The sequence below is a fragment of the Holdemanella sp. MSK.7.32 genome, assembly GCF_024460475.1.
Classification (GTDB): Bacteria; Bacillota_I; Bacilli_A; order Erysipelotrichales; family Erysipelotrichaceae; genus Holdemanella.
On the sequence record NZ_JANFYN010000013.1, the window covers coordinates 33,821 to 53,088 of the forward strand.

The 19,268-nt window shown below is 31.6% G+C and carries 14 protein-coding genes; 1 reads left to right on the forward strand and 13 read right to left on the reverse strand.

The genetic code is table 11. From position 1 onward, the window contains the following. Positions 1–478: 478 nt before the first annotated feature. The 10 genes from NE544_RS04745 to rfbA all read right to left on the reverse strand — a co-directional run bounded on the left by NE544_RS04745 (position 479) and on the right by rfbA (position 15,441). Entirely contained in the window at positions 479–1,600 is a 1,122-nt protein-coding gene (locus tag NE544_RS04745) for a hypothetical protein (protein ID WP_256268518.1), read from the reverse strand. A 222-nt stretch (positions 1,601–1,822) separates the two neighbouring features. Continuing rightward, positions 1,823–5,227, reverse strand: coding sequence for an RICIN domain-containing protein (locus NE544_RS04750; protein WP_256268519.1), 3,405 nt, complete (start codon positions 5,225–5,227; stop codon positions 1,823–1,825). Positions 5,228–5,325: 98 nt separating this feature from the next. After that, positions 5,326–8,331: an RICIN domain-containing protein gene (locus NE544_RS04755; RefSeq protein ID WP_256268520.1), complete on the reverse strand. Its 3,006-nt coding sequence runs from the start codon at positions 8,329–8,331 to the stop codon at positions 5,326–5,328. An 88-nt stretch (positions 8,332–8,419) separates the two neighbouring features. Next, positions 8,420–9,316 (reverse strand): diacylglycerol kinase family protein, encoded by an 897-nt coding sequence (locus tag NE544_RS04760; RefSeq protein WP_256268521.1) that lies wholly within the window; start codon positions 9,314–9,316, stop codon positions 8,420–8,422. Between the two features lie 2 nt (positions 9,317–9,318). Further along, a complete protein-coding gene (locus NE544_RS04765; RefSeq protein WP_256268522.1) occupies positions 9,319–10,833 on the reverse strand; it encodes an LTA synthase family protein in 1,515 nt (504 codons plus the stop codon). Positions 10,834–10,902: 69 nt separating this feature from the next. Further along, positions 10,903–11,979 (reverse strand): acyltransferase, encoded by a 1,077-nt coding sequence (locus NE544_RS04770; protein WP_256268523.1) that lies wholly within the window; start codon positions 11,977–11,979, stop codon positions 10,903–10,905. Positions 11,980–11,981: 2 nt separating this feature from the next. Beyond that, positions 11,982–12,896 carry a dTDP-4-dehydrorhamnose reductase gene (gene rfbD / locus NE544_RS04775; protein WP_256268524.1) on the reverse strand — a complete coding sequence of 305 codons (915 nt, stop codon included), beginning with the start codon at positions 12,894–12,896 and terminating at the stop codon, positions 11,982–11,984. A 39-nt stretch (positions 12,897–12,935) separates the two neighbouring features. Next, positions 12,936–13,970, reverse strand: a complete 1,035-nt coding sequence (gene rfbB, locus NE544_RS04780; RefSeq protein ID WP_117571150.1) for a dTDP-glucose 4,6-dehydratase — start codon at positions 13,968–13,970, stop codon at positions 12,936–12,938. Between the two features lie 4 nt (positions 13,971–13,974). Further along, positions 13,975–14,547: a dTDP-4-dehydrorhamnose 3,5-epimerase gene (gene rfbC / locus NE544_RS04785; protein ID WP_117924449.1), complete on the reverse strand. Its 573-nt coding sequence runs from the start codon at positions 14,545–14,547 to the stop codon at positions 13,975–13,977. A 15-nt stretch (positions 14,548–14,562) separates the two neighbouring features. Then, positions 14,563–15,441, reverse strand: a complete 879-nt coding sequence (rfbA, locus tag NE544_RS04790) for a glucose-1-phosphate thymidylyltransferase RfbA (RefSeq protein ID WP_256268525.1) — start codon at positions 15,439–15,441, stop codon at positions 14,563–14,565. 126 nt (positions 15,442–15,567) lie between these two features. On the opposite strand from rfbA, the gene NE544_RS04795 reads away from it, so the two are divergent. Beyond that, the gene (locus NE544_RS04795; RefSeq protein ID WP_256268526.1) at positions 15,568–17,055 is read left to right on the forward strand and encodes a hypothetical protein; all 1,488 of its coding nucleotides are present in this window, start codon (positions 15,568–15,570) and stop codon (positions 17,053–17,055) included. Positions 17,056–17,254: 199 nt separating this feature from the next. Here the strand turns inward: NE544_RS04795 and NE544_RS04800 are convergent, their stop codons facing one another. From NE544_RS04800 to NE544_RS04810, 3 genes are all read right to left on the reverse strand, one after another. Then, positions 17,255–17,812, reverse strand: a complete 558-nt coding sequence (locus NE544_RS04800) for a hypothetical protein (protein WP_256268527.1) — start codon at positions 17,810–17,812, stop codon at positions 17,255–17,257. A 14-nt stretch (positions 17,813–17,826) separates the two neighbouring features. Beyond that, entirely contained in the window at positions 17,827–18,111 is a 285-nt protein-coding gene (locus tag NE544_RS04805; protein ID WP_256268528.1) for a hypothetical protein, read from the reverse strand. Next, the coding region (locus tag NE544_RS04810) for a hypothetical protein (protein WP_256268529.1) at positions 18,104–19,268 on the reverse strand (1,165 nt) is incomplete at its 5' end. The genes NE544_RS04810 and NE544_RS04805, both read right to left, overlap by 8 nt.

The following is a 19,268-nucleotide window of genomic DNA, read 5'->3' on the forward strand; positions in this document are numbered from 1 at the left end:
ATTTTACATATTGATCGAAAAATGCTTGAATTATATTTTCTGAATCAGAAGATACTTCATGTAGTTTGATATAAAGTGGATATTTATTTTCTTGCTCTGTTGCTTATCTGTACCTAATCCTCTTTTTTCATTATGAGATGGTGCACCAGTGTAGGCTACATCCGATTCGTAAAATGCTCGAATCCAGAGACTTCTTTGAATTCAAGTTCTTCATTAATATTCTTGCTTTTGTTTGTAGAAGACATGCTGTTTTGTAGTTAACTTTGTGCCACCTTCAAATTTGACGTTTACAAAAAAGAGCCTCACCTATTATTGGTAAGACTCATAAATTTTAGATATTACTTAATTTAATGACATTGCATAAATTTAATTCTTTTTTTCTTAATACGGAAACCCTACAATAAATTAAAGCGGTTTTTTCATATAACCCTATATTATTTTAGAGCACCCATTTTTTCGTCATATGTATTATAAGCATTTAAATTGTATAGTTTGCTCCTCCTATATACTTATTTATTTTCTTAATTAACATATTAATAATCACTACTAAACTTATAGTCATAAAAGACAAATACATTGGTGTAAGATTCGATACACCTGTTACAACTTTTGTTTCTGTTTTCGCAGATTCTTTATCTACTTTTGTTTCAGTGTTTATATTTATATTCTTATCAGAGGCTTCTGCATATTTGTTTTTATCTTTATTCGAAGCATTAACTGATTGTAATGGTTCTTTCTTTTCATCATTGCTTGGATGATTAGTTGCTTCTGGTTTTATTTGTTGTGCCTTGTTTTCTAAAATAGTGAACATATCATTCTCAATAATTTCATACTTATAATTTCTTGATTTACTTTTTGCGGTAAGTTTATAATTGCCAACATCTTCGCCAACTTCTCTTGTTAATATGTAATCATCTGTTTCCAATACTGGATTCTTTTCTCCAAAATACTTTTGATACTTATTTAATCTAAGTTGTACTGTTTTAGGAAGAATTGTTACTTTAAATGGAATGGATTCATAATAATTAGAATCTACACTAAAACTAACAATATATTCTCCAGCATTCTTTAATACAATTGGACTAATAGAATCCACTTTACTATCAATCACGATATCAGAACCTGTATAAACATATTCAACATCTGGATGAGTTATTGTTGTTTTAACTATTTCTACATCCTTCTTATTCTTTGGCTCGAATTCAAATTCGTAGTTATCATTATAATCTGTTTTAAAGTCACCATTTACATAAGAATTTAATATGAATTCATAGTCACCATCATACTCACATAAATATCGATTTAATTCTGGATCACCCTGTCTCCAATCCTTGTTATATCGCACATTCACGTGAACTATTTTTGGAGTTATTTCATAATCAATATAACTTCCATCCGAATAAATAGCTCGATACCTTCCACAATCCATTGGAGCTTCAGATACATATATACCATCATCAAGTAGGTAATATACAAACGCTCCCTTAATCTCTATCCTTTGACCCGTATATTCAAACGATAACACCTCCTCGTCTGCTTGTATACCAATTGGTACACAACACATAAAAAACGCCAATAATACACCTAATAATTTTTTCATACCCTTTTGTTCCTTTCTATAGGTAATACTTTATACTTACTATATCATGGAACATTTGGTAATTGATTCAAATTGTTAATAAATGCAAACAAACGATTGATTTGTGCAAACTTTTTATAACTGTATGATCATATTATGTTTTATATACAGTATTTTAATATTTCTTTTTCAAGTATTTCTATAACCAAAATTAGAGTTCAGCAATCACTGAACTCTAACTTACTATTTCTTCAATAATACATTTACCATGTTCACAATATCATGACCATAGCTTTTTAAAGTAGCCCAACCATATCCATTAGGATTTTCTTTTATTCCTAACCATTCAACATATTGAGCACTACCACGTTTCACTAGATTGAATCTTGGATCCACACATTGGTTTGTTAATGGGGATACTGAACCATAGGCTTTTAAATGTTGAATCTGAGCACGAATACCCATTCTGACATTACTAAAACTTGCTCCATGTACAGCACCAGTGGCACCAATACCCGCAAAATTATATTGGTTTGGAAGTACATCTCCACCATATTTCAAGAAACCTGTTTCTTTCATACATTGAGTAAATGCTACTTCTGCTCTTACACCTTCTGCTGTGGCTTCTTCATAGAAAATTTGTGCAAATTGGTTGATTGTACTAGCTCCACCTTTAGCTAAACAGCCATCATATTTATTCTTATATTTTGCATTAAACTTGTCATAACCATTCGCATTTGCATTATAGTAACGAACCATTTGAGCCACTGTAGTCTGACTTGTACCCATGATCTGCATTAAACTACCAGTTGCATTTGTCTTAATATATTCAAACACCCATTTTTGTGCATTTGTATTATTGGATTCATAGACTTGTAAATTTGAACTGTTACGTATATGTCCACCGCTAACATCTAATGCTGAACGTGAATTTAATGCAGATACAATCTTTAAATTTCCATACGAATCATAGGCTATTATCCATTTTTGATTATAGTTACTTGATTGTTTCTGTTGATTGATATTTGCTCCATTTCCACTTCCAGTTGCCGTTAAATACATTCCAGAACCAGCATTCTTAAACGAAACATAGCCTTGGGAATCATGAGTTACAATCCATTTTTGAGCATTTGTTCGATTTAAAGAATACAATTGAACATTTGCACCTGAATATAAACTTCCATTAGAAACGTCTACCGCATAATTTACATTCTTATTTTTTATATAATATGTACCATCACTCAATAAATTTTTATATGTACTCGCAAGAGAATCACATTTTTCACGATCACTTACTTGTTTCTCAAAATACCATTTTTGTGCATTTGTTCCATTACTTTGATAGATTTGAATGTTTCCGCCTGATCGAACGGTACCATTACTTAAATCCAATACATAATTTGAATTTAATGCTGAAGTTATTATATAAGCTGAACCACTCTTTTGAACAATCCATTTCTGCGCTCGTGTTCCATTAGAAGCATATTGCCATACATTTTGGCCTGAACGCACCGTTCCGTTACTAACGTCTAATACTTTTCCTGATTTAACATTTGTAAATGTAACATACCCTTTTGAATCATGACTAACCTTGAATACCTGAGCTTGTGTACCATTAGATGCCCATAGCTGAACATTAGCTCCACTATGAGTTGCAGCATTACTAATATCTAATGTATAATTCGAATTCTTTGATGTACGAATTTCATATATTCCATCTTTTAAAGTAGATGTATTATTACTTGCCAATTCATCTAATTTTTGTTCTTTTGTAACAAACTTACTGAACTTCCACTTCTGTGAATTAGTTCCTCTATAAGAATACACCTGAATATTGCTTCCATCCTTTGTAGAAGCATTTGCTAAATCTAACACATAATTCTCATTTAAAGCAGAGATAATCACATAGCCATTTCCATCTTTTTTAACAATCCACTTCTGAGCTCGTGAACCATTAGATGTATATTGCCAAACATTACCTCCGTTTTTTGCAATACCATTACTTACATCTAAAACCTTGCCAGATTTTGTGTTTGTAAAAGTAACATACCCTTGAGAGTCATGACTTACTTTGAATTGTTGTGCTTGCGTATTATTGTTTGTCCATAATTGAACATTTGCACCGCTGCTAGTAGAAGCATTACTTACATCTAAAACATGATTTGAATTAACTAAAGATGAAATGTTATATGTACCATCTACTAAAACATTACGATTATCTTTAGCTAATGTATCTAATGACTGATTTTTAAGTTGTAAACCAAGAGCACTTACAATACCTTTCGCATCCGCAATACCAAGTTGTTGTAACTTAGCATTTGAACCTAAATACTTATCAAACTCTTCTTTATTACTAATAAAACAATGTTCAACAATCAAACCTGTAATACCAGCTTCTTTGGCATAACGAATAACACCATAATAGTCCTTATCACTACTAGTCGGATCATAAGAAGTAGTACCATCCGTATAGTTACGAATCTTAATACCACGATCATATAAACCTAATGCAGCTAATTGACTTTGAATCGCCTTAGCTAGATTCTGTCCATTACTAGAAAGGTTCTTATTCCCACTCGTATTTGGATAATAAACTTCTGCACCTTTTGCAGCACTATTTGTAGCCGAATTAATATGAATACTAATAAAGTAAGAAGCACCTGCTTTTTTAGCTACTTCCACACGATTTTTCAAATCCATGGCAGCTTCTTCACTCAAACGAGTATCTGTAGTTCTTGTCATAACTACATTTACATCATATTTAGATAATTCTTCCTTACAATATTGAGCAATCTTTAAAGTTAAATCCGATTCCTTTGCCCCAAATGCAGTGGCACCCGAATCACTACCACCATGTCCTGGATCCAAACAAATTGTCATTCCACCAGTCGCATGTCTTGAAAACTCATCTACTGACATTGTAGCCGGTTGACTCGCAACGCCATTCACAATCTCTTCTTCAGCTTTATTTACATCCGTTACTTCAATAATACCTTCTGAACTAATTGAATCCTCTGTTAAATCCGGTAGTGTAGCATCATATCCATCATATTCTTGATCCACACCAAATTTAACATCCATTTCTAAATCACTAAAGTTTAAATAATAAGCTTGTCCATTATATACATAATGAAGTGTGGTAACACTATATTGTCCTTTTTCTTCTTCACTAAACACTCTAGAAAATTTAACTAAATTATCAACTTGTTCTGTACTTTCTAAATCAAAAGTCGTTCCATCCTCTTTTTGAATTGTCAATCTAAAATCAGAATACCCCTCTGCATTATTTAATGGAAGAACAAAGTTTTCTGTTTCTCCATTCGATAATACGGGATTATCGACTAAGAAATATTCCATCATATTAGAATCACCCAATTGCTCCTCTTCCACAACTGGCTCTTCCTTTTCAACAGGAACTTTCTCCTCTTCTGCAGGCACTTCATCTGAAGTAATGTTTTCTACATTTGAAGTTTCATCTGTGTAATCATCAGTTATATCTTCATTTTCTTCTGTTTGCGTTTCTTCTGCAATAGGCTCTTCTTGAGTTACTTCATCATCTGCACGAACTGTATATATATTAGTCATAGTTGATACAGACATAAATACACTTAATACGAGAGCCAAAAGTGGTTTTAATCTTTTATCCATTTTCTATCCCTCTTCTAATAAATCTATTTTAAATGAATATTTAAAATATTTCAATCTAACCAAAAAATAACCAGACACTTTTGTGCCTGGTTATAAAATTAGATTTTTGTTAGTTTAAATTTCTGAGCATTTGTGCCGTTGCTTTGGTATAACTGTATATTTTGTGTATTTTTTACAACACCAGTACTAATATCTAATACATAGTTTGAATTCAATGCAGAAATAAAAGTTAAACAACCATCTGTATTCTTTTTCGCAATCCATTTCTGGGCATATGTATTGTTAACTTCATATTGCCAAATATTAGCACCATTATTCACACTCGCATTTGAAACGTCAAGTGCTTTGTTAGATCCAATATTAATAAACGTAATATAACCTACTGAATCTTTCTTTACTTTCCATTTTTGAGCATTTGTGTTGTTTGATTGATGTGTCCATACATTAGCTCCATTTGATTTAGAACCATAACTTACATCAATTGTATAACTTGGACTCTTATAATTAGAAATGACATACGTTGTTTCTTCAATACTTGCATTATATTGTTTGGCCATGTTATCTAATTTTTGTCTTGGAGATTCATATTTTGTAAAATTCCAACGTTGTGCTTTTGTATCATTAGAAATATAAGCCTGAATATTAGAACTATTACGAACTGTACCTCCACTTAGATCCAATACATAATTCGTATTTAAAGCAGACATAATTTTAAATCCATTGCTTGTTTTTAAAACAATCCATTTTTGTGCATATGAATTATTAGAACTATATTGACTGATGTTTTGTCCACTTTGGGCAACCCCATTATATAAATCAATCACTTTATTTGAACCAACATTCATAAATGTTACATATCCCTTAGAATCATGACTGACTTTCCAACCTTGTGCACTTGTACCATTATATTGATATAGTTGAATATTAGCAAAATCATTCTTGGCAGCATTACTAACATCCAATACATAAGATGAATTCAATGAAGAACTAATATAATATGTACCATCAGATAATAGGCCAGCATAATCTTTTGCCATTTGATCCATTTCTGCACGAGTATTCTTAATTTTTAATAACTTCCAAGACTGAGCTGCTGAACCGTTATTTGTAAAAATTTGAATAGGAGTACCATTATCAGTTGATGCATTGTTCATATCAACTACAAAATTATGATCCCACGCAGATGAAATCACCCAATTACCATTCTTGTTTTTTGTGAAAATAAATTGCCCTGCTTTTGAATTTGAACTTACACCTTGGACTAAGCGATTAAAGTTTGACATTGAATTCCAATTTGTTGTAATACCTAAATATAAACCAGAACCTACATTTTTAATTGTATAGTATCCATTTTGATTTTTAGTAATTTCATATTGTTGAGCAGCAGTCGCATTCCAATCCCAAATTTGAATACCAGCGCCATTTGATTTAGAACCATCTTTTACATCTAATACTTTATTGTTGTTTTTAGATGAAATAATTTCATAAGTTCCATTTACCATTTCATCCTTAATAATGTCAAAAGAAACATTCAATTTACCAGTAAAGGCATTAATACCAATAATCGTAGCTGTACCTTTACCAAGTTTTACATTATTTGAATAAACAACTTTATAATCTCTACCTTGAACCAACGCTGTATTTTTCAATGAAAGATTTACTTCTGGTTCAACGTTCTTACCTGTATAATATACATTTCCTACATGAGCATTTCCCTTAGATACATCTAGATATAAATTTTGATCTCTAAGTTTACCTAACGAGAAGAATGGACCACCATTCTTTCTATCACTACTATCCCATGATGGATGATTGAAGACCTCACTAATATGTACACGACCATTACGTGAACTTGTATATGGATCATATACTGTTGTATAGCCCTGTGCATCTAAACCGAATAATAATATTTCATGCGTTACACCATTCCATGGACAGAATTTTCCGCCACCAACAGCAGCCGCAATCATATTCCCCTTTAATAATTCTTGTTTAGCTGATTCTACATTTAAATTATTCTTATAACTCAAGCCAAATTTATTCGCAACAAACTGCCAAGACTCTCCACCAGTACCAATGGAACTTGTGTTGAAGTAACCAGCATTATGTAAAATTTGACCCACTTGATTAGGCGTATAGTTTGTACCATTGATTGTATTTACAATCATAGTCACTGTAGTAGGAACACATCCTGAACCACCAAAATAATAATTACCAACGACATTCCAAGCCCATCTGCCATCATTTTGACAATAGTAAGAAACACCTTCCCAACTCGCTTTAGTAATAAAGCCATTGCTATCTGTGTTATAAGTTACTTTATCAATTTTGAAAGTACCTGTTTGTCTTCTTCCAAGATTATCATAGTACTTAGCACTATTCCCCATATTCACAAAACCAACAGATAAACTACCATCTTCTTTGAAGTTGTACCAATATCCATTTGCCTGCTTTTCGCCAACACTCTGCAATCCTTTATCGAAATAATAAACTTTCCCTTTTAAATTTATCATTCCACTATAGGCAGCCCCATTCTCTAAGTAGTAGTGTAATTTACCATCTTCTTTTCTTAAAGAATATACGGCAATACCCGTTTCTTGATCATGAAGAACTTGTAAACCCGTCTGCATCATACCAGATTCATTAAAGTAATAAGAATCTGTACCAATTGTTTTAAAACCAGTTACCTTATTACCATTCTCATCAAAATAATATTTTTGACCATCAATCTCTGCAAAACTATTCGTAACATAAGCCCCATCTTTAACATACTGTAAAGAATCACTTGACCAACCCTCAGTTAATTTAGCACTGGTATCACTACCACCACCAACTGTCGTAGTTTCATTTTCATCTTCTTTTGGAACATCTGTTTCTTCCGTGTTTTCAGGAACATTTGTTTCTTCAGTGTTTTCAGGAACATTTGTATCTTCAACTACTGCATCAATAACATTTGTTAAACCATCCTGATTTTCTACAGGTGCAGTCTCTTTTACAGGCTCAACACTTGTTTCTTCAGCATGAACGATAGTATCTGCAAAATTATAACTCATAACCGCTGCAAGAACGGCAAAACCAACCTTAGCAATATCTCTATTATTCATTATGTATAACCCTCCATGAGTTATATTTTATACCGATATTGGAAGCGTTACAATTATCTTTTGTTACAAAAATAAAAAGAAAGAGAAATCAGTCTCTTTCGTTTGCATATATCTGTAAAGTTCTTGGATAATTGTCTATATGAGCAACTAATGTTGACTCTCCTTCTTCACCATCTAACGTCCAAGCCAATTTTTCAGTGGATTCAATCGTAATGGATTTAGCTCTATATCTCTCTACATACTTCATGTTTAATTCAGGATGCAATACTCCTAAAGGATAATTATATAACTCTAATAAATTAGGCGTATGTTCTACCAATATAATATCAAATACACCATCCTTAAATGTATTATCATCTTGCTGAACCATTTCAAATCCAGCAACACGATTCCCATTAATGATCAATCCAAACATTAAATCCTTTTCAAATTTCTTGCCATCCATATTCATCTTTACATGATACGGATGTAAGTTCGGTATTTCATGCAAAGCCTTAATTATATAAGCCATATTCCCTAATTGCTTCTTTAATTCCTGCTTTGTTTCATAACTCACATTACAAAACGCTCCAAAACCAGCCACATAATTAAAGTAACGAGAATTCATCTTACCCACATCAAAAGACTCTACATTTTCTTTACAAGCAATCTTTGCGCATTGCAACATATCATTAGTAAGACCAAAGTTTGTTCCAAAATCATTCATAGTACCCGTGGGAAAGTAAGAAATGATTGGCTTATGTTCTAACTTCATCAAACCATTTGTAGCCTCATTCAATGTACCATCCCCACCAAATACAGCTACAACATCATACTTTTCACCATACTCTTCAATAAAGTGACAAATATCCATCTGTTTTTGAGATACATATACTTCCATTTGATAATTATGAGATGAGAATTCATTTAACACATCTAACAATTGACCCTTCGAGTTTTTCTTGCCAGAATTTGGATTGATTAATAGCAATACTTTCTTTCTCACCACTAATCCTTCCCCTTTCCATATAAAATATATTTATCATAATAATTCGAATGACGAGTCAATTCCTTATCAAACTTTTTGAAACCAAGCTTTTCAACTAAAGTTGGAGTTTCAGTATATAGATTTGTACCTAATCCAAGTCTATCCGAGTTAAACGTAACACCAAGACTTGCCAATGTAGTTGGGAATAAATCATATGTCGTAATTTTACGTGAATTTTGTGTTGTTGGCGTTGCAGCCGAATTAATAATTGCATAATAACACTTACGATTATATCCAGACTCTTCAATATCCTTAAACCAATCTGGATCCATACTCTTATGATCTCCAGCCAATACTATTGTCGTATTTTCATACCAAGGCTGTTCTTGTATCCATTGTACTAATTCAGTAACATGTTTACTAGAACAACGGATTACATTAGAATATCTATCTCCATATAAATCTATGCATTCACTACATTCATATCCTGCAATAAAATGCGTATCAGCAGTCAACATAGTGAAATTAAATGGTTGATTGGATGATGCAAGTTCAGTTAACTCATTCTTAGCGTATTCAAACAGCTTAATGTCTTCAAAACCCCACCATTCTCTATAATCTTTATCAATCCAGCCTTTTTCAATAGCCGTATTGTAATCGACAATATTGTAATTACCATGCTGTTCAAAATAATACTTTCTACCACCAAAAGCAGCATCTGAGCCAAGTAACAACTCATTCTTATATCCATTTTTTTCAAGTATTTGACCTATAGAGTAAGTTCCCGGTAAAAAACTTTTATCACTAATATATTCATTACCTTCCACTGGAATATTTAATGGCACACCACTTGTTTGTCCAACCATAGCTGCAACTGTCCATCCAGACATTGAAGGTACCAAGAAGCCATTGTTATCATTGTTTCCATTTGCGAACGTTAAATTATTGTCAGCTAATTCTGTAAGCTCAGGAATCCTTGATTCTTCAAACGCTCCACCATGTTCCAAATCTTCATAAGTTGTTTCCATGGATTCCATGAAAATATAAATTAAATTTCTTTTTTGTTCAGGAAATGTATACTTAACATTTTCTGGATTCACATAATATTCTTCATATAATTTAGATGGGTGGGAAACATTATACCAATATTGATCTATACCAACAGCATAGATACAATCTGTTATTCCAAATCCATATATAAATAAACAAGCTACTGTCGTAATAATTATTAAAACGTTATTACGTACATGTTTAAATTCTCCATGTTTTATATCACTACTAATTTTCCAATCTTTAATAATGCAACAAATTAATAAAATGCCTGATACAATACTCGGAATAGGTAAACAATAATCTATAAAACTAGACAAAAAAGAAGTGTCTGTGCCTTGCATAGGCACCATCATATGGAATAATACTTGTTCAAAAGGAATATCCCCAAAAGTTAAAGGTACCCATTCAGCAACTTTAACTAACAATAAGCCTAGAAACACTAGTAAAACTGTTAATACGGAAATTATTCTTCGTCTTTTCATAGTTTGACCATCCTTTAACTTAAATTTTACACTTGTAAAGTATAACATAAAAAAGCCTTAAAATAAGGCTTACTTTTGAACAAAATTTATTTTTTGTATAAAAATTAATTTAGCTTTTTCAAAAAGCACGCTTAAGATTGTACAAAGGCATAAAGTCCATATAACAATCAATAAAGCATTCTTTGGTAAACACGCTATCCATTGTAATCGACATTCTCCAGTAAAAAACATAGAATGTAAAAACCAAATGTTCATACTGTGTTTTGAAAGTATTGAAATTGTCTTTGCTTTTTTATTTACTTTTCGTGTTATATAAATCAAACTGAATATAAACACTGAAATCATTAATGTTTCAAGGAAATATCCTCTATACCATCCATATTTAGAACGAATAATGATTATTAAGACTAATACTAAAGCTACTATAAAATTAATTATGTATTTATTATATGCAGATAAACTTGTTTCTAGTTTTTCAAACACATGATTTACTGCAATAATGTAACCAACTAATACAACACCAACATAGAAAAATAAATCACAGTTGTTAATAATAATAAATATTTCTCTTCCTGTTCGTAGAAGCAAATCTAAATTTTTATTATATAAATAACCTGAAACTAAAAAAATGAATATAATTTGAAAAAGCCATAATTTTGATTTTTTTATTTTAATAATCAAACCCGCTAGTGCCATAATGATAAAATAGAAAAATACATACCATGCAAAACTAACGCAAACTTTACCATCCATCATAGTCAAATGTAGGCCAAACATGTTAAATAATATTTGTCTGTATGGAGGTAACTCATTTAATACAAATCCAACAATTAAAAACAACAATGCTATGATCCAATAGTTTATAAACAAATTTTTTACTTTATCAAAACGATACTTTATACTCTTATATTTATCTGAGTTGTAATACATAGTATAACCTGTAATAAACGCAAAAATTGAAACACAAATTTTGGCAAATTGCCCAAAAGATTCACAAACATTCCAATTATTTATTATCCAATAATGAATGTCGCTCTTTCCTGCAAACCATATAGGGAAAGCCCAGAAATGATGAAACACCATTAAAACAATCGCAACTGCTTTTAAAAAAGTCACATCATCTCTAGACAAAAATTGTTTGTTCATTGTTATCCATCAATTTCTTTCAAATAACGTGCCAATGCATCCTGCCAAGTAGGTAATGCTTTAAATCCATTTTCTACGAGTTTAGATTTCTCCAAACGAGAATTAAATGGTCTTGCAGCCTTTGATAAACCATACTCTTCTGTCGTTACAGGATTTACTTTCGTTGTATATCCAGCTTGTTTAAAGATTTCACACGCAAAATCATACCAGCTTATATATCCACCTTCATTAGTCGCATGATAGTAGCCATATTTATCGGTTTCAATCATGTCTACTAATAATCTGGCTAAGTCAAATGTATAAGTTGGAGTTCCAATTTGATCATTTACAACTCGTAATGTATCAAATTTCTTTCCCACATTTAACATGGTCTTAATAAAGTTATTTCCATTCTTTCCAAATACCCACGCAATACGAACAATAAAATACTTAGATAACGTATTTGAAACAGCTAGTTCTCCACCAAGCTTAGTCTGACCATATACATTCAACGGTTTATAATCCTTACAATCCGGTTGCCAAGGCTCTGTTCCTTGTCCATCAAATACATAATCAGTAGAAATATAGACCATCTTCGCATCTACTTCTTTACAAGCATCCGCAATATTTTGTGTTCCATCCACATTAATAGCTTTTACCTTAGCCTGTTTATCTTCATCCTCTGCTAAATCTACCGCAGTCCATGCTGCACAGTGCACAACGACATCTGGATTCACTGTTTTAATTGTATTCATTACAGCTTCTTTGTTTGTGATATCCAAAGATACATATTCAGCTGTAGTTACATAAGAACCATCCTGAATACCACTATAGCTTTCAGCTAAGTCTGTACCTACACCAACATATCCTCTAGAAGCCAATTCATTCATTACATCATGACCTAATTGTCCAGCCACACCTGTCACAAAAATCTTCATAAGAAAACCTTCCTTTCATTTAAGAAGAAAAGCTAAAGATTATTCCTTAGCTCTTCCTTTTTCTACATACATCTTTTCAAAATAGTTTTGGTATTCACCACTAATGATGTTTTCCCACCATTCTTTATTGTCTAAATACCATTGGATTGTCATTGGAATACCTGTATCAAATGTATATTTTGGTTTCCATCCAAGTTCTGTTTCCAACTTCGTAGGATCAATCGCATAACGCATGTCATGACCTTTTCTATCTGTAACATAAGTAATTAAGCTTTCAGGTTTGTTTAATGCATGTAATACAGTCTTCACAACTTCTAAGTTTGTTCTTTCGTTGTGGCCACCTACATTATAAACTTCACCAACACGTCCCTTACGAACAATTAAGTCGATAGCTACACAGTGATCATATACATGTAACCAGTCACGTACGTTTTCACCAGTTCCATATACTGGAATTGTTTCATCATTTAATGCACGAGAAATAATTAATGGAATTAATTTTTCTGGGAAATGATAAGGACCATAGTTATTTGAACAACGACTAATTGTTACTGGCAAACCATACGTTCTGTGGTATGCAAGTACAAACAAGTCAGCACTTGCCTTCGCACTTGAATAAGGACTTGAAGTGTGAAGTGGAGTGTTTTCAGTAAAGAACAAGTCAGGACGGTCTAATGGTAAATCACCATATACTTCGTCTGTAGATACTTGGTGATATCTTTGAATACCATACTTAACACAAGCATCTAATAATGTTGTTGTACCCATAACATTCGTTTTTACAAAGATTTCAGGATCTTCAATACTACGGTCAACATGACTTTCAGCCGCAAAGTTGACAACGACATCAAACTTTTCTTTTTCAAACAAATCCATGATAAATTCACGATCTGCAATATCACCCTTGATAAACTTATAGTTAGGCTTATCTTCTACAGGCTTACAAGTCTCTAAGTTACCTGCATACGTCAATTTATCCAAGTTTACAATCATATCCTCAGGATATTTATTTACCATATAATGTACAAAGTTTCCACCAATGAAACCAGCACCACCCGTTACTAAAATTTTCATTCTTTTATTCTCCTTCATATACAAATTGATTATTCGATTCCTCTAAAGTAGGACCAATCTGATCTTTTTCACTCAATACAGGCTCAATACCATTTAACAATGAACCCCAATCTACATTACAAGTCGGATCATCATAACGCATACCACCCTCAGATTCCTTGTTGTATACATTATCGACCTTATATCTAAACTCAACATTATCCGTTAAAGTTAAGAATCCATGCGCAAATCCCTGAGGAATAAAGAACTGTCTATGATTCTCTTCACTCAATTCAACACTTACCCATTGACCAAATGTTGGACTTCCCTTACGAATATCCACAGCCACATCAATGACTGTACCCTTCGTACAAGAAACCAATTTACTCTGTGCATAAGGCGGATTTTGCCAGTGCAAACCACGAAGCGTACCCTTTTGAGCACTAAAAGACATATTGTCCTGTACAAAATCTACTGTAATACCCATCTTCTCATATTTAGGCTTCGAATACGTCTCCGTAAAATACCCTCTATGATCACCAAATACATCCGTATCAATAATCAATACTCCAGGAATCTTTGTTTCAGTTACCTTCATCACTATACCCCCCAATTACTTAATATACTTACGATCCATGATCTTCTTCAAATAAGCACCATACTGATTCTTCTTATAAATTTCATACGTAGCTGCCAATTCTTCATCACCAATCCAACCATTGTCATACGCAATCTCTTCAAGACACGCAATCTTACGATGCTGGTGCTCCTCAATTGTCTTCACAAAATTTGTCGCATCCACTAAAGACTCATGCGTACCCGTATCCAACCAAGTAAATCCATCGCCAAGTAAAGTGACATTCAATTCACCATTCTCTAAATAAATACGGTTCAAATCTGTGATTTCCAATTCACCACGAGCACTCGGCTTTAAATTCTTCGCATACTCAACCACTTTATTATCATAGAAATACAATCCAGTTACCGCATAATTTGACTTAGGATGTAAAGGTTTTTCTTCAAGACTAATCGCCTTACCCTCAGAATCAAATTCTACAACGCCAAAACGTTCAGGATCCTCTACATAATAACCAAATACGGTAGCCCCAACTTCATTTTCAGCCGCTGCACGAAGACGTTTCGTCAAACCATGACCATGGAAAATATTATCACCCAAAATCATCGCACAACTATCATTACCAATGAACTCTTCACCCAAAATAAACGCTTGGGCAAGTCCATCTGGACTTGGCTGAACCTTATAAGAAAGCTCAATACCAAATTGATGACCATCACCCAATAGCTCTTTAAAACGAGGTGTATCATCCGGAGTTGAAATAATTAAAATCTCACGAATCCCAGCCTGCATTAAAATAGACATAGGATAATAAATCATAGGCTTGTCATAAATAGGAAGTAATTGTTTACTAGTCACCTTAGTCAAAGGATACAAACGAGTACCACTACCACCAGCTAAAATAATACCTTTCATAATAGATCCTCCATAATTAAATCAATTATATCACACATATAAAATAAACCCTAACATAACGTCAGGGTCAAGAATAATTGTACAAAAAATTGTTTTAAGCTAGAATGTAATTACGAGGTATACAACATGAAAACGGTACTAATCACAAATCTTTATTTACAAAAATACACAGGTTCTGAACTTCACGTTATAGACATAGCCAATGAATTCAAAAAAAACAATTATGACGTTACTATAGCTGTATTTTCTAAAAGCTATCCCTTATTAGCTGAATGCGAAAACTTTAAAGTTGTTGAATTATCAGACAAATCTCTAGATAATACAAAATTCGATATTTTATTCATTCAACACTACCCTACATTAGACTATTTGAAAACTCACTATCATATTCAATATAAACATCTCATCATTTCAAAACTTTCTTCTTTTAACGGTTTTGAAACACTGCCAGACGAATATAAAACAGCAGACTTAATTTCTGTAGTCAGTCAAGAATGTAAAGAATCCATTTCAAATCTTACGGATAATATCTACGTCTTTAAAAACTCAGTATCTGATAACTTCTTTTCATTACCAAAAAGAAACACTTATACTTTAAAAAATATCGCAATTATTTCAAATCACGTTCCAGAAGAACTATATGCATTAAAAGAACAATTAAATGAATATACTGTTCAAATTATCGGTGCTGGTAACACACCTACGCTAGTAACACCTACAATCCTATCCAAATTTGATTTAGTCATTACTATTGGTAGAACTGTACAGCAATGCTTTGCCGCAAGAATTCCAGTATACGTATATGATCACTTTGGTGGCCCCGGATATATTACCAAAGAAAACATCCAGAAAGCTCAAGACTTTAACTTCTCAGGCAGAGGATTTAATAAAAAACAAACACAAGAAATCTTTCAAGATATCATAAACAATTATGAAAATAATTTAAGTAATTTATCTTACTTGAATGAATATGCCCAAGAAAACTTTTCTTTAACCAAAACATTCAATTCGATGTTGCAAATCGTTACAAATCATACAAGTAATGAATTCAAATCTTTAAAGCCATACAATGAACTAGAAAACATTCGAATTCAAACTTATTCTGAAATGATGCCATTTACTCCATATATTCATACAGACTATCTAAATGAATCACAATTCTATTACACAGACGAAACAAATGAATTAAATGAAAATAACAGTTACTCTTGGCCTATCACAAATGGCTACACAATAGAAAGACATTTCAATATTTCTAGTAATGAATATTTTAGATTTGATCCAGCAAAGAAACCTTGTAAATGTAAACTGGTAGAAATCATAGTCGATGACAAGAAACTAAATTTAGCCAATGTAACTAGTAATAGTATCCATAAAGATAGCTCATTTGACTACTTTCTGACTAGTGATTCAAATTATACAATTTATTCTAAAATTACAAACAATGTTTCTATTAAGTACCTCGTACAACCACTAACTTATGTGGATATGGAAATGATAGTAACAGAAAAAAACAGGGAAATGAATGAGTTAGTATTAAAATGTAATACACTATATGACAAAGCTCATCCTATTCAAACTTTTAATAAAAAAAGACGCAATAAACATAAATAGTGTTTTACAAAGTCGTTCTCTAAAAAATCGATGTGAAGTGTTTGGCAGATTGCTTTATAATTGCTTATGGCCCCAGACAACTGTTGTCTAGGGCCATTTTATGATTGATTTGATTTCTAGTAAAAAAGTCATAGACTCCCTAAAGCTTTTGGATTATACCAACATATCACTTTTTTGATAAACAGTGAAACTTCATGCATCACCTAATTAATTTTTCCATTTTTTTCTTCTCTTTTCTTAAAGAGTGTTTATTTAAAAAGTCATAATACAAAATTTTAATAAAGGACAACTGATATACTGAATTGTAGAATTTATGCACTTTATATTGAACACATGATTTATAGTAACTAAATTCATCTAGAGCATTACAATTTTGCATTAATAATTCTATATTTTCATTTATAGCTATAATATCATTCTTCAATTCCATATAAAGCGAAGGATTATATAGTTGGAAAAAATATAATTTTTCTTTTACTTGAGATAAAGAATCTATGCAATCATCATAATTATCATACGAGCATTCTTCTAAAAGATGGTATATTTTTTCGGGGAATTGCTTTAATAAATCATCTTCAAATACTTCCTTATACAAATTTTTTGTTTCATCAACTCTATAAATTTTTCTTGTAGTATACAAAGCAAACACAGAAACAATAAACGACATAATAGCAATCATAGAATCTAAACCAAATTTTTGAGTATTGCCAATAGTATTCACCACATATTCAATCGTTTTAAACTTAATTAAATTCATTCGATAATGATCCTCTAAAATTTAATATTTCTATTTAATCGTTCTTGTAACATTTCGTTATCAGACTTCAAAGTAATAAGTTGTAGAACTTTTTCTTTTCCATATTTATTTACCAAATCTTTTATCAATCCTTGAATAAAAGAAATTGAAACGCCTTTTATCTGAATAGGAAAATATATTTCATTCTCTTCATCTAATTTTAACTGATCTTTTATTTGTTTTAAATATACTTCTTGCCCATAGGGATTTCCTGCTATATGAGAAAGAGATTTATCAAAATATAAATTAATTTTATTCATCATTTTTCTCCTTGCTTGTTATTAAATTCAAAGAAAAAATAGTTCCTCCAAACGACATATCTGATTTTCCTAACGACTCTTCAGCAGGGATTGCAGATAAATAATCATTTTCTTCATTAAATCCGATAAAAGTTTCGTCTTTTGGTTGAATAAATTTTTCTATTAAAAACAACACTTTATTACCTGTTAGTATATAACAAAAATTATTTTCTGTCTTACCTAAAATGTTATAAATTATTTTTAACAGCCCAGTTCCTCCTGTATCCGATTGATCTAGTCTTGATGATACACCCTTCTGAAACGCAGAAACCATATAAAAATATTCTTCATCATATCTTATAAAATACTTGTCAGATACAATTTCCCCAAAATGGTTTTTATGATTTTGTTTTGCTTTATCCAAATATTTAACTTTAATCCTTCCTTGCTGACTAGCCTGTAAAATATTCTGATAAAACAAATTTACAGATACATTTGAAACCACAATTGATAAAATGTTTTTCTTTTGTCTTTTTTTATCTAGTCCATAGCCACATTCTATAGTTAAAATGCAATCTTCTTTTGTATGTTCTGTAGCATTAGAGCATAATTCTCCAATTACTTCTACACAGTCTTCTATATACACTTCATCTTTCAATTGACTTTGTAAAAAATTATAAGCATCAGTTGAAACATTGTTTATTTTTTTATTTACATTCTTATCATTTTTAATCAACTTTCTATATCTATGAAGATTCGTATAAGGAGCTTCTGATTCAAAATTATGTATGTAATCTTTACGTTTCAAAATAAAACTTTGATTTGAATTTATAAAGTCACCAACTATGGATCCATCTATATAACTTTGAGAGTATTTTATAACACTAGGTCTAAATCTAATAGATACTGAACAATCACTATATTTTAAAAGAAGATATATAATATATTCAAAAACAACAATAGTTGCTAAATCTTTGATTATTTTTGCTTTTATTTCAATTCTTATTTTTCCATTTATTTCATGACTAATAATATACTTCACAGGCATTGCTAAATCATTCATTGCCTGTGCATCTAGAGAATCCCCTTTAATTTTTATTTTATATAGATTTCCGTACTTTTTTGAATATAACGGATGGGCAAGCCCATCCAATACGGTAAAATAAGTCCAGTTGATA

What these genes read in the sequence shown, in the direction of transcription:
- NE544_RS04745 (WP_256268518.1), bottom strand. Translation starts at nt 1,600, where the DNA reads ATGAAAAAATTATTAGGTGTATTATTGGCGTTTTTTATGTGTTGTGTA.
- NE544_RS04750 (WP_256268519.1), bottom strand. Translation starts at nt 5,227, where the DNA reads ATGGATAAAAGATTAAAACCACTTTTGGCTCTCGTATTAAGTGTATTT.
- NE544_RS04755 (WP_256268520.1), bottom strand. Translation starts at nt 8,331, where the DNA reads ATGAATAATAGAGATATTGCTAAGGTTGGTTTTGCCGTTCTTGCAGCG.
- NE544_RS04765 (WP_256268522.1), bottom strand. Translation starts at nt 10,833, where the DNA reads ATGAAAAGACGAAGAATAATTTCCGTATTAACAGTTTTACTAGTGTTT.
- NE544_RS04770 (WP_256268523.1), bottom strand. Translation starts at nt 11,979, where the DNA reads ATGAACAAACAATTTTTGTCTAGAGATGATGTGACTTTTTTAAAAGCA.
- rfbD (WP_256268524.1), bottom strand. Translation starts at nt 12,896, where the DNA reads ATGAAGATTTTTGTGACAGGTGTGGCTGGACAATTAGGTCATGATGTA.
- rfbB (WP_117571150.1), bottom strand. Translation starts at nt 13,970, where the DNA reads ATGAAAATTTTAGTAACGGGTGGTGCTGGTTTCATTGGTGGAAACTTT.
- rfbC (WP_117924449.1), bottom strand. Translation starts at nt 14,547, where the DNA reads ATGAAGGTAACTGAAACAAAGATTCCTGGAGTATTGATTATTGATACG.
- rfbA (WP_256268525.1), bottom strand. Translation starts at nt 15,441, where the DNA reads ATGAAAGGTATTATTTTAGCTGGTGGTAGTGGTACTCGTTTGTATCCT.
- NE544_RS04795 (WP_256268526.1), top strand. Translation starts at nt 15,568, where the DNA reads ATGAAAACGGTACTAATCACAAATCTTTATTTACAAAAATACACAGGT.
- NE544_RS04800 (WP_256268527.1), bottom strand. Translation starts at nt 17,812, where the DNA reads ATGAATTTAATTAAGTTTAAAACGATTGAATATGTGGTGAATACTATT.
- NE544_RS04805 (WP_256268528.1), bottom strand. Translation starts at nt 18,111, where the DNA reads ATGAATAAAATTAATTTATATTTTGATAAATCTCTTTCTCATATAGCA.